Origin of the sequence: Lachnoclostridium sp. An181 (assembly GCF_002160325.1) — a bacterium.
In the GTDB taxonomy this organism is placed as follows: domain Bacteria; phylum Bacillota; class Clostridia; order Lachnospirales; family Lachnospiraceae; genus An181.
This window is the reverse complement of record NZ_NFKJ01000018.1, coordinates 13,708-27,399: the sequence shown is the minus strand read 5'-3', so window position 1 is coordinate 27,399 and position 13,692 is coordinate 13,708. Positions and strand designations below refer to the sequence as shown.

The 13,692-nt window shown below is 44.7% G+C and carries 3 protein-coding genes; all 3 read right to left on the bottom strand.

What is annotated here, in order from left to right:
• Positions 1-21: 21 nt before the first annotated feature.
• The gene (locus B5F18_RS10520; RefSeq protein ID WP_087157620.1) at positions 22-6,069 is read right to left on the bottom strand and encodes a glycosyl hydrolase family 95 catalytic domain-containing protein; all 6,048 of its coding nucleotides are present in this window, start codon (positions 6,067-6,069) and stop codon (positions 22-24) included.
• 241 nt (positions 6,070-6,310) lie between these two features.
• A complete protein-coding gene (locus B5F18_RS10515) occupies positions 6,311-11,893 on the bottom strand; it encodes an NPCBM/NEW2 domain-containing protein (protein WP_087157619.1) in 5,583 nt (1,860 codons plus the stop codon).
• 319 nt (positions 11,894-12,212) lie between these two features.
• Positions 12,213-13,604, bottom strand: coding sequence for a glycine--tRNA ligase (locus B5F18_RS10510; protein ID WP_087157618.1), 1,392 nt, complete (start codon positions 13,602-13,604; stop codon positions 12,213-12,215).
• Positions 13,605-13,692: the final 88 nt, after the last annotated feature.

Sequence of the window (13,692 nt, the reverse complement as noted above, 5' to 3'; positions counted from 1 at the left end):
ATTCCCTATATAAACAATTTTTTATTTTTCCACACGTTTTCTCCGCGCAAATGCTGCGACTGCAGCGGATGCGGATGCCAGAGCTGCCAGCCCAATTATATTGGCTGCATCTCCTGTCTTGACACTGCGTTTTGCTGCACTATTGTCCGCATGGTTTGCAGCTTTCACATTATTTGTGTCAGCGCCGGATTTCTCTTGACCTGCCAAAGTATTGCTTCCGGCATTTGTTTCTTGGTCCTTCTTGTCCTCAGCTCCTGCTGCGGATGCCAGAACTTTCCCGATCGCCAAAGTCAGCTCATCCTCGGCTTTTGTCACTTCTTCTTGTGTTGCCGCCTCGTTTTCATATACACTCTGTGCTTTTGCAAGTGCTGCTTCAAACATCTGAATATCTGCTTTTTCGCATTCTTCCAGGTTCAGTCCTTCTGCCTGATGGATCAAAGCCTTCAGAGCACTCTTGTCTGGTTTCAGTCTTAAGTTTGACATTGCAAGGAGAAGTTCTTTCCATGCTGCGGTTACTTCTTCCTGGGTTGCACCTGCATCATCGTACACTTCTTTTGCAGTTTCCAATGATGCGAGGAATTCTTTCTGTCCTTCCTCCAGATATTTGGTAAGATCCAGACTCTCTGCAGCTGCAATGACTTTTTCAAGATCTGTTTTGTCCGCCTCTTTAAATGAGAAGTACTGCATGATCTTGATGAGGTTCTGCCAGCTCTCATCCACCATCTCCTGTGTTACGGACGGATCTCCTGCCTGCACTTTACCTAAAATGTCCTCTGCATGTTTTAATGCTGCGTCAAATTTTTCAAGCACTTCTGTCATGACGCCTTCTGTATCCGCCTCTTTTGCAAGCTGGATCGCATATTCCAAAACTGCTGTGGAAATTTCCTCTGCTGGTTTTGTCTCATCCTTATAGCGGAATGTAATGCTAAGCGGAATGGATGCATTTCCATCCTGATCCACAGCTGCCACGGAAACCGTGTAGACTGCGTTATCAATCAAATCTGTCATTGTATAGGCAAGCGTGTGATCTGCCGGAATCTGTGCTGCTTTCTTTGCATTGACCCATACAGTGTAGGAAACAATACCTTCTGTTGAAGATGCACTCCATGTCACTGTTTTGCTCTCTTTATCAAAGGCAAGATCTTTGACCTGCTCTGGTGTGGACTCTTCCGCTGATGTTTCAGTGTGAGCCACAACAGACTCTCCTGCTTTCTCGCCTGCGCGGTTCACTGCATTGACAGTGAACTGATATTCTGTATCCGGATCCAGTTCAGATACACGGAAATTAGTGTCATCTGTTGTTCCGATCACTTCGTCTCCCTGAAGGATTTCGTAGGATACTGCATCGTCCACTGCATTCCAGATAAGAACCAGTGTCTTGCTCTCAAGACCGGATACATACAATCCCATCTCACTTACATCCGGTTTTGGTGTTTCCACCGCTACAAGCATGTCTGCTGTTTCTCTTAACTCTTCTGCTGCTTTATCTGCATCTTCCTGCAGAACGGCTGCATTGTTCATGACATCCACAGCTGCTATCATGGCGTCCTCGAACACTCCATATCCTGCTTCTTCATATTGTTCCGGATATTTGTCCAGATTCTCTGCGATCGCACTCTGAAGAGTTTGCTTGTCGATTCCGGAGAATACAACCTCTCCGGCACTGTGCACTACAAAATAGTCCAGTCCAAAGTTTGCTCTTGTAGCAGATGCGCTTCCTTCAATCTCTCCTGGTGCAGCCACTGTAAGTGTGAGCACATGCTCTTTATCAGCATCCAGTCCATCGTATGTCACAATGTGTTTCTGGTATTCTTTCTCTTCCTCTGTACTGTATGTGAGTACCGGTTCTTTTTCCTCTCCGTCCAGTGTCACAAATACACCGCTTGTGGAAGGATTGGTCGGTGCGTACACATCAATTGCTGTTCCATAGAAACGATATGTCACGCTGTCTCCGGCTGTGCTGGACTCTGTCTTATATCCGCCGTGGTGGTTTTCTCCGCCGCTCCAAGGTGACCAGGAACCTGTGTATTCAATTTCCGGATTCTTCTGTCCGTTCACAGAATCTTCCACAATTGTTGTCACATCTGCTCCGCTTTGAAGTGGTTTGTATACTTTAAAGTAATCCAGAGCAACCTTTGTCTTTCCGTTAAGACTCTTCACTGTGATCGTCACAGTGTGTTCGTCATTTGTAAGTCCATCATAGGATACAAGCAATGTGTTCTTCTCATCCTGTTTTGTGGATACATCCACATCTTCGTACTCCTGTCCGTCAATGGATACTCCGAATTTGGAGAACGTACTGTTCATGGCACCGTAGATTTCCAGTTTCACTCCTGTGAAAGTAAAGGTCATGGAATCGCCTTCGTGAGTGCCGTCCACTTTATCATCTCTCAGATGTCCGGTTTCTCCTCCCCAGGTGCTCCATCCACTGCCGTTCCATGTCATGTTGTCCGTGTTGAGGGTTCCTCCTCCATTATTCTGGCTGCCTGGAATATTGCATTCTGTGATCGTGCCGCTATCCAGGACCACATCATCTGTTGGAATATCAATCACCATTTCCACAGAGCCTTTTACTTCTTCGTCCAGCGCAGATACTGCGCTTACTGTGACAACACCTGGCTTATCTTTGATATTAAGAAGTCCGTTCTCATCAATGGTTGCCAGTTCGTCATTGTCAACGCTCCATGTCACATCTTTGTTTGCATTTTTCGTGTCCACATCCGCAGTCATCTGCCAGGTGCTGTTCGGCACTGCCAGTGTTGTCACACCGCCTTTGCCGGATACGGTCACTTTGTTTACAACCGCATTTTCATTTTCCACGTCAAATGCATCGAACTCGATCTTTGTCTTGGAAGATTGATCGTTCTTTGTGTTTGTAAGTTCCAGGACAATGGTGTGAATGCCTTGTGTAAGTCCGCTCACCTCATAAATCTTGGAGAAATTCTGTTTTGAAGAACGATAGCTGTCCGCAATACCATGCTTTTCTCCGTCAATATAGACATCCATCATTCCACGGTCAGGACCTGCTGTTGCATAAACGTCGATGCCTGTTCCTTCAAATGTCATTGCAATCGTTTCTCCGCCTGCTGGCTGTTCGATAAATGTACTTGTCCCATCGTGAAGTCCACTCTCTCCGTACTGGCCAAATCCGCCTTCATAAGCGATCGCACTGTTTCTGTCATCAATCAGTCCGTTCTGGTGGATCACTTCGCGCACAAGCACTTGTGCGGAGATCTCTCCTGACATCACATCTTCTTCTGTTGTCTTTACTGCCTGCACCTGATATTTCAATGTTCCAAGTACTTCCTCAGCAGCTTTGTCTGTGAAGGATGCATCCTTTATATCCTTTGCAATCACCTGTACATCACCATCATCTATCTGGCGGTATACTGTATAGGATACATCTGCATCGTCCAGGGCATCCCAGCTTACTTCCACTTCATCTGCGCTGGTTCTGGCTGCTTTTACATTCTCCACTGCTTCCAGTGTAGTTTCTCCTCCTGGAATGTTTGTGATGCGGTATGTCTTTCCTTTTTCTGTGTCAAAGGAAATCCGATCTTCGCTCACTGCCTGATAGGATACCGGGTTTCCGTCCTCGTCCGTCACAGTTGCAAGAGAAAGTCCATCTGCCTGTACGACTGCCTCTCCACCGTTTCTGGATGTGATCTCCACCTGATACGGTGTCATATTTTCCCAGTCAATGTCTACTTCAAAGTTTCCTCTTGCCACCAGTCCGGACACATGTCCATCTGACCACTCCTGTGGAAGAGATGGCAGAATATTGATGTATCCCATGTTGCTCTGCATCAGCATTTCTGCCACGCCGGATGTATAACCAAAGTTTCCGTCAATCTGGTACGGTGCATGTCCGTCCCAAAGGTTTGGATAAATACCGTTTTTAAACAAAGATTGGATACACCTGTAAGCATCATCGCCAAGACCTGTTCTTGCCCAGGCGTTGATCCTCTGACCGATTCCCCATCCTGTGGATTCATATCCTCTGTCTTTCAAAGATACGATTGCTGCGTCCATATACTCGGCATTGTCCACACTGATCAGATCTCCCGGGAACAGTCCGAGAAGATGGGACATATGACGGTGTCCTCTCTCTCCAATGCTGCCAAGCGTTGTCTCTGTGTACCATTCTTTGATCTGTCCGCTGTCACCGATCTCAATTGGTTTTAATTTGCTTTGTGTCTCTTTCCACTCTGCCACTTTGTCCGCATCCACGCCAAGCACTTCCGCTGCATGAATGGTGTCCTCATAGAGCTGCCAGATCAGGGATTGTTCGTATGTATTTCCTGCTGTGATCGGGCCATGTTCCGGTGAGTATGCTGGTGCGGATACAAGACGTCCATCCTTTTCCATGAGAATGTTGTCATACAAAAGTGCACTCTCTTTCAAAAGCGGGTAAATGTTCTCTCTTAAATACTCTTCGTCACCACTGTACTCATAATATTCATAACAATTCTGTAAAATCCACGGCAGCGCTGCCGGTGACCATCCCCAGCTGAAACTCCATCCAGGGCATGTCCATCCAAACGGCGTGTTCTGTGTGTGGGCGGTGAAACCTTGTCCTTCTTCCACACCAAAATACGTCTGTGCTGTGACTTCTCCTGGCTCTCTGAGTGCATTGATATAATCAATGAGCGGAGTTGCACATTCAAGCATATTTGTGGAATATGTAGGCCAGTAGTTCATCTGAAGATTGACATTCATATGATAGTCAGATCCCCAAGGTACACGGTTGGCATCTCCTACACGGTTCTGCCAGATTCCCTGCAGGTTACTCGGAAGGTCGCCGTCTCTGGAGGATGCGATCGTCAGATAACGACCATACTGGAACAGTAATGTTTCCAATGATCGTGCATCTTCCGCTTTGGCCGCGTCAGTCTTATAATCACTCAAAAGTTCATCCGTCGGCTGTTCCGGGACACTTGTCCCCTGCCCTAAGTCCAAAGACACACGGTCAAAAATTTCTTTGTAGTCTGCCTCGTGGGATTCTTTTACACTGTCATATCCTTTTTCCACTGCATTGTCTACAAAGCTCTTTACTCTTGCATCCAAAGTTTCCTCTGTATCCTCTGTGCGATAGTCAGGATATACATCATCATAGTTCGTGTCTGCCGCCACATAGATGACAATCTCCTCTGCACCTTTGACATCCAAAGATTCCTTGTCCGCGCCCGGCTCTACAGTACCGCCTTTTGCGTCCGCAACCACGAGCTGTCCATTGAACAACATCTGATTATCCTGCATCTGTCCGGAAACAGTCAGCTGATTGTCTGTTACCAGAACTTCTGCATCTTTTCCAAGATTCCGGTCTGTCACACCTTCTGCATTGTCCACAGGAAAGCTGATATTCACGTTCATCTTGTCATCGCCTTTTGCAGTCAGTTTCATTGCCATTACTTGATCCGGATAGCTGACAAAATATTCTCTGTGATATTCTGTCCCATCCTTTTCAAAATCCACGGTGCTGACCGCATTTTTCAGATCAAGCGCACGTTCATAGGATGTGTAATCCCCATCTTGGAATCCAAAGTCCAGATAAATGTCTCCCCAGGACTGATAAGCTCCATATCCATCGCTTGAGCCTACAAGCCTGTTTGCAAGATTCGCTGCCTCATCATCCTTTCCTTCCCGGTAACACTGCTGGATCTGCTTAAAAATATCCGACATAGCCTCACCGTTTGAGGTCGCAATGTTTCCGCCATTGTAGTCCGGTCTTGATGTGGATGGTCCTCCATTCCACAATGTCTTTTCATTGAATGTCAGACGCTCCTCCTGCACATCCCCGTAAATGTTGGCGCCGATGGAACCGTTTCCGATCGGAAGTGTGAGCTGCTGCCAGATATTGTCTTCTTCCGTTGTTCCAAAAGCTCCTGCCATGCCCGGCGTAAGTGTTCCTTCACTTGTCGGCTCATCGAACCAAATCTCCAGGGCATGCTCTTGAGATTTTTCTTCCCTGGCCTGTGTCTTTAACATATCGAACGGCATCAGGGACGCTGCCACAGCAACGGACAGGGCTGCCGCTGCCGCTTGCTTTGCCAGTTTTTTCTTTTTCACGTTTTTCCCTCCTTTATAAATTCTTTCTATACTATTTTATATAAAAAACCTTTTTTCTTATTTGTATTTTTGTTTATTTTTTGTATATTTTTCATCTCTTTTGTATATCAAAAAACTTATAGTTTTTATTTTTTATATATTTGCATATATTTTCTTTATTTTTAGCGTCCGTTTTGCGCTTTTTCTATATGTGCACACAAAAATAGCGGGCAGAATCAACATTCCACCCGCACATTTTATTTTATTTCTTTTTCCGCACAACCAAAGCTGCCGCTGAAATCATAGATAATACGAAAAGTCCTGCAAGATTTGCCGTATCTCCTGTTTTTGCTGATTTTTCTGCTGATACTTTCTTAACGCTGTTTGTTGCTTTCGTTTTCGTATCTGTACCGCCTGCTGCATTCGCCACAACGTCTTCTGCTGCTTTGTCTGTATCTCCTGCCGGCACTGCTGCTGCCACCAGGTTGTCCATTGCACGCTGAAGATCTGCAACTGCTGTTCCTACTGTTTCTTCAGTTGCCGCATCATCTGCATATACCGCCTTTGCTGCTGCAAGCGCTGTTCGCATAATGCCAAAACTTTCTGCATCGTATGCACTTTCATCCAGTGCGGATGCGCTTTGGATCAATGCTCCCAGAAGATCTTTATTTGGTTTGAGTCTTAATTCACTCATCTCTTTGAGAAGATTTTGCCATGCTGTGTTCACTTCATCCTGAGATGCCAGCTCTTCTCCATAGATTTCTTTTGCTTTTGCAAGTGCATCTGCAAATCCCTCCAGGCTCTCCTCAAGATAGAGTCCTGTGTCAATTGCCTCTGCTGCTTTGATCACTTTCTGAAGATCTGCCTTATCTGCTGCTTTGAAGGATAAGTACTGCATCATAGTGATGATTTCTTTCCAGCTCTGGTCGATCATTTCCTGAGTCACTGTGGTATCTCCTGCATTGACTCTGTCAAGGATATTCTGACCATTTTTCACTGCTGCGTTGAATCTGTCTAATACAGAGGAAATCACACCTTCTGTGTCAGCGCCGGCTGCAAGTTCCAGTGCATATTCCAAAACTTTTGTGGAAAGCTCTTCTGGTTCTGTCTGCGGTTTTTCTTCAAATGTTGTTGTGAATTTTGCATCTCCATAGGAAACATGATCGCTCCACTGTTGTGCTCCCGCATCTGCAAAGAGTCTTAATTCTTTCGCTCCCTGTACAGAGAAGGAGATTGCTTTCATCGGAGTATCTACCAGCATTTCATTTTCCTGTCCATCATATGCGATTTCTTCTGCATCTTTGTAGAATGCAAAACGAACACTGGATTCATTTTTCACTGCTGCTTCCTGGTCAATTCCAAAATATGTAGAGAACGTATCTACAGCCATGCCTTCGATGTTGAAATAAATATCTGTTGTTGCATGAGATCCGATTCCTCTTTCAAAGGTGCGGACACTTCCATCTTCTTCCAGCAGCGTGATGCTGTTGTTATCTGTACTTCTGTCATATCGAATCTTATTTTGAGGATCATTTCCCCAGTAAGTTTTGTCTGCATCATATGCAAAGTCGGAGAGATAAATCACTTCCGGAGCCTCTAATGTGAATGTGTATGTTTTCTCATTCTTTCCATCCACAGAAGAAACCACTGCTTTCACAACATTTTCTCCTTTGTAGAAATGAACGCTCTGTTCCAGGCTGCCCTTGCCGGATGCCACTTCTTCTCCATCTACAACCAATGTAATATCAGCGCCCTTTTCTTCTGCTGTAAATGTAAATGGCACATCCTCAGCGAACACTTTTCCTGTATACTCTGTTGTCTGGGAAGTAAAGTCTGTATCCAGAGAAACAAATTTTCCTGCCTCTGCACCTGCCAGATCTGCATTCGTATCATCTGGTTTCTGTACATGGATCACATAGTATTCTGTCAATGCGCCGTCTGCTGCATGGACTGCAACACTGATATCTGTGCTGTTTTCAAGAAGTTCTACTTCTGCCTTATTTCCTTCTGTGCGCTGTCCGTTTGCAGCGATTGCTGTCTTACCGTTAGATGTCACAATCACTTCTGCTGTTTTTGCATCTGCATCATCCAGGAAATGTGTATATTCATGGGCAGATGGGTCAAATCCTTCCAAAGATGCTCCATTGATCTGGATATCTTCTACTTGGATATCAGATACTGTGTTGCGAAGAACAACAAAACGATATACACACTGTGTCACTCCATCTTCTGCTGTCACAAACACTTCCAGTGCATTGATGCCTGCACGAAGATCAATCTCATAGCTGTTATCCTCTGTCTGATCCAACACGGTTCCATTTTGTCTCACCTGCACATCTGCGCCTTCTTCCGGAACAAATGCCAGGGAAACAGTATCAGCATCTGGTGCGCTGACTGCATAATAGTAATCAGATGTCTGGAATTCGCCGAAATTCAGTCTGCTTTCCACGCTCACCAGTCTTGCATTTGCAGATTTCAGATCTTGCGCAGCACTTGTTTCTGCCATCACCGCGTTATCTGCCAGAACAGGATCTGAAAAAGATCCATTGGATAATCCAGGAATTACCACTGGTTTAAAGTATTTGCCGGAGAGTTCATAAGGAACTTCCACAGGATTTCCTTTCATACCTTCTACAAGAACATATTCTCCGTTTTCCTCATCTGCCATCATCCAGCGTACCAGATCATAGTCTTTGTTTTCTCCGGTTGTATCATACTGTGCAGAAAGTGTATTGGTATCTGCATCATAAGTGGTTTCCACGGAAGAAACTTCCGGAAGTACTGCTTCTTCTGCAAATGGCACCTGAACTCCATCCACTGTGAAATCAAGGAAACGGATCTCTGTCACACCGCCGCCGCATGTGCAGAGGATTCCTGCTTTGAAATCGTCTCCAAGTCCTGTGTTTTCCACTGTGCGCACAAGCTGCCAGTCTTGACCATCCACACTGTAGTATCCCTTGATCTCATTTCCGGATTTGTCCAGTCTGAAGTATACCGTCTCTTCAGAAATGTCGGAGGTTCCTGCCTCAGATGGGGAACCTGCTGTCTCTGTGCTCACATTGATATTCGGGTTTCCGCCTGCATGTTTTCTCTGGATTGCTGTATAGTTGTCACTGTCTTTGTAGAAGACAATACCGCCTTCTTCATAGCCGTTTCTTGTTTTTCCGTCCATTCTTACAGTGATGGAAACTTCATCTGCATTCGGCACATCTGTCAGGAAAATATTGGTTGCTCCGTTTCCGGTTGCCCATTCTGATACTCCTGTAGGCCAGATGCTCAAAGAGCCATCCTCTTCATTTAACCGCCATTTTCCATCTACTGGTTTTAAAATTTCATATGCATCTGAGAGTACAATTCCCGCCTCTTTGATCACAATGATCTTGCTTGCTGTCATTCCGTTGGATGCTGCTGCTTTTACTTCCACAACTCCTCCTGCTTTTGCAGTCAGAAGACCATCCTGTGTGATTTGGGCAGCATTTGTGCTCTCTCCTGTTTTTGCATCTGTCACACTGTATGTGAGCGATGGGTCTGTCACATTTTCCGGAAGAACGGATGCTGTAAACTGCATCGTACTTCCGACACCATCCGGCACATCTCCGTCTGAAGTAAGGGAAATGCTTTCCGGATAAATGGTATCTCCTTCTTCACCTACTGTAATGGTCTGGACATTGGACACATATTTTCTTCCATTCATCACAGAGTACGCAGTGATGTCTGCGGTTCCTTTTGAAACTGCTGTCACCATTCCGTCATAGGAGACTTCTGCTACATCCGGATTGCTGCTTTCATAATGGATATCTCCAACTGCAGCTGTCATCTGTCCGTTTCCGATCAGGATTCCTTCGGATTCTCCGATCTGTACATCTGAATTCTGCATGTTGCTGATGGATACATTCATTTTCAGGCCATTGTCATAGGAGTTATTTTCAATGACTACATTTTTACATCCATTAAATCCGTAGAGGTCTGCACCCAGAGTATCTGCCTGCGCCTGCACATCCAGTTTCATTGTCTGTCCTACAGACAGTTCATTCTCCTTTGCACTTAAGTTCAGTTCCACATCCGGGTTAAAACGGTAGATCTTGTTTCCGGAAATCGTGATTCCATCCACACTCTTTGCATCTACTGTTCGGTTTCCTGACTGATAGAAGGTGTTGTCCAGGATCCGGATGTTTTTATGTACTGTACTGTCTGTGGAAACCGTTGGGTTTGTAGGCTCTACAAAGATCGTACCATTTCCGCCACAGCGGTAGAATGTATTGTTCCGGATGAGAACATCTTCCACTCTTCCGGATTCATACCAGCTCTGCGCATCACAGGAAATATAGATTGCTGCCATGGACATGCCCTCAAAGATATTATCTTCGATCACAACCGGCCGTCTTGTTGTCACAAGTACTCCTCTTGTCGGAATCTGTGTGAATGTATTTCCCTTAATGTGCACACTTGGTGTGTAAGTGATGTTCTCTGCCACATACTGACCTGCAACTACTTCTTCCGGAATCGGCTCTGTGAAACGAATCACAGTATCTGTTAGGTTGATTCCCTCACTGCTGTCACCTGTAGGTCCGCTGATCACTTCTTCTACTGTACGCACAGACCCCTCTACAGGAAGCATGTTGCTCTGTCTTGTAAATTCCACTTCATCCCCTGCAGCAAAGCTTGGGAATCCTGCTGTCTGATTGTGGATATAGCGCACAGTTACTTCTCTTCTGTCTTCACTGATATCCACTACCTGCTGGAATGTTCCATGGATATTGATTGGGTCATCATGTGCATTTGCAAAATAGCAGTCCTGTATGTCGATCAAACCTTTACATCCGGACATCTGTACAAAGTCTGCATAACTTGCTGTTGTGCGCCCTGTATTTTCCGGAGCTTTAAAATCCACGTCATTTAAAGTGAGGTTCTCAGAAGTCTGTCCAACCATTCCGAATCCATGCAAATACTGGATATCCAGATTGTTCATCACAACATCTTTGCTCAGCCAGAAAAATGTACCCGGAGTATCACGATCTGTCGGACGCATCTGATAACACATACCTGTTTTTACACTGCCCGGTTTGCTGGAATAAGTAAATTTTACTCTATGGTTTCCAAGATCCTCGATGGATGTTCTGTTATTGAACAGTTCATTGGATCTTGTAGTGATTCCTGTCTCCAAGTCAATGCTCTGAGGATAATTGTTCGGGAATATATTGCTTCCTGTCCAGTAATATTCATCTGTATACGGACTCTTGTCGCTGTACCAGTAAATGTTGTTGTTTTCTACGGAATAATCATAGCATTCCGGGATATACACGGTAGCTGTATTTCCCTCTGTCTCTTCTACTGTGATATCAACAGCCGTAGGAACTGCAAAATCCACAGAAAAATCTTCAAATGTTACGTTCTCACTGCGGATGGATGCAAAAGTTGTCATCTTCCCGTGGAACACAAAATCTGAACCATTTCCATCAATGGTAATATTATTGAGGTCCTCCACCAGGATTCCGATTTTTTTGTTCTTAAAATTCTGATCTGCTCCTACTGTGTTAGATACATAAAGTTCACGCTCTTCTGCTTTATCCGGATAGATTTGATATTCCCCTGTCGGGAAGTCAATGACAATCTCCTCTTTTGGATTTTCTTTCTGAATTTCTGCCGCCTCATCCAATGCTGCTATGATGGCCTTGGCGCTGTCTTTTGCTCCGCCCGGATCCGCGCCGAAATCTGTCACATCAATGACCGTGGCATCTTCATCTGCAGCCTGTGTTTCCAAAGTTCCTGTCACAGACCATGGTGTAAAGCTGCTACCAACAAGAGCTGCTGCAAGGATGCAGGATAGTGCTTTTTTTCCTTTCATCGTTACCTTCCTTTCTGTCTTTTACTTTTGCCGGACACTTCTCCATCTCCGGCACTCTTCAGGCAATATGCCTGATTTACGCCTCCTTTCGTTTACTTTTTTGTCTCAAATCACAATTATTATACTTTTGACAGACTATATAGTCAATATTGATTTGTTGTTTTTGCTGATATTTATCCTCCCTCTTGCTCCGGAACTGTTCGGTAAAATAGTGAATTGCCATTACAAAATTAAGATTTATAATTTTGTCTATTTTGCAAAAATAAAAACAGCCTGCATATTACTCTATACAGACTGTTTCCCTTTTCCCGTTTTTTACTTAAAACTCAAACTTCTTCGCAAAGTATGCTTTCAAATCTTCAATTTTTACTCTTTCCTGTTCCATTGTGTCACGATCACGTACAGTCACTGCACCGTCTTCTTCAGAATCAAAATCGTATGTCACGCAGAACGGTGTTCCGATCTCATCCTGACGGCGATAACGTTTTCCGATATTTCCACGATCATCGTATTCGCAGTTGTACTCTTTGGAGAGCTCTGCAAATACTTTTTCTGCACCCTCGTTGAGTTTCTTGGACAGTGGAAGAACGCCGATCTTCACCGGAGCAATTGCCGGATGAAAGTGAAGGACTGTTCTCTTATCTCCGCCTTCCAACTCTTCCTCGTCGTAAGCGCTGCAGAGGAATGCAAGTACCATACGGTCTGCGCCAAGTGATGGCTCGATTACGTATGGGATGTATTTTTCTTTCTTTTCATCGTCAAAATATGTTAAATCTTCTTTGGATGTCTCCTGATGCTGTGTCAGGTCGTAGTCTGTTCTGTCAGCGATTCCCCAAAGTTCACCCCATCCAAATGGGAATAAGAATTCTACGTCCGTTGTAGCTTTGCTGTAGAAACATAATTCTTCCGGAGAATGATCTCTTGCCTTGATCTCCTCCTCTTTGATTCCAAGAGATTTCAGCCAGTCAAGACAGAACTTTTTCCAGTATGCAAACCACTCTAAATCTGTACCAGGCTCACAGAAGAACTCCAGCTCCATCTGCTCAAATTCTCTTGTACGGAATGTAAAGTTACCCGGTGTGATCTCATTTCTGAAAGATTTTCCGATCTGTCCGATTCCAAATGGAATTTTCTTTCTGGATGTACGCTGTACATTTTTAAAGTTTACGAAAATACCCTGTGCTGTTTCCGGGCGAAGGTAAACCACATTTTTCGCATCTTCTGTCACGCCCTGGAATGTCTTGAACATCAGGTTGAACTGACGGATATCTGTAAAATTATGTTTTCCGCAGGAAGGACATGGAATATTATGTTCGTCGATAAATGATTTCATCTGTTCCTGAGACCAGGAATCCACGCTTTCAGTAAGTTCAATACCGTGCTCCTCGGAAAAGTTTTCGATCAACTGGTCTGCACGGAAACGTTCTTTACATTCTTTACAGTCCATCAAAGGATCGCTGAATCCGCCAAGATGACCGCTTGCTACCCATGTCTGAGGGTTCATAAGGATCGCGCAGTCCACACCTACATTGTATGGATTTTCCTGGATGAATTTTTTCCACCATGCTCTTTTTACATTGTTTTTCAACTCTACGCCAAGATTTCCATAATCCCATGTATTTGCAAGGCCTCCGTAAATCTCAGAGCCAGGATAGACGAATCCTCTGGATTTTGCCAGTGCCACAATTTTTTCCATTGTTTTTTCTACCATGATTCTACCTCTCATTTCTTCGTAATTGTATCATTTCTAAACTCTCAATGTTCTCATTATACCTGCAAGCCCTTTATTTTTCAAGGTA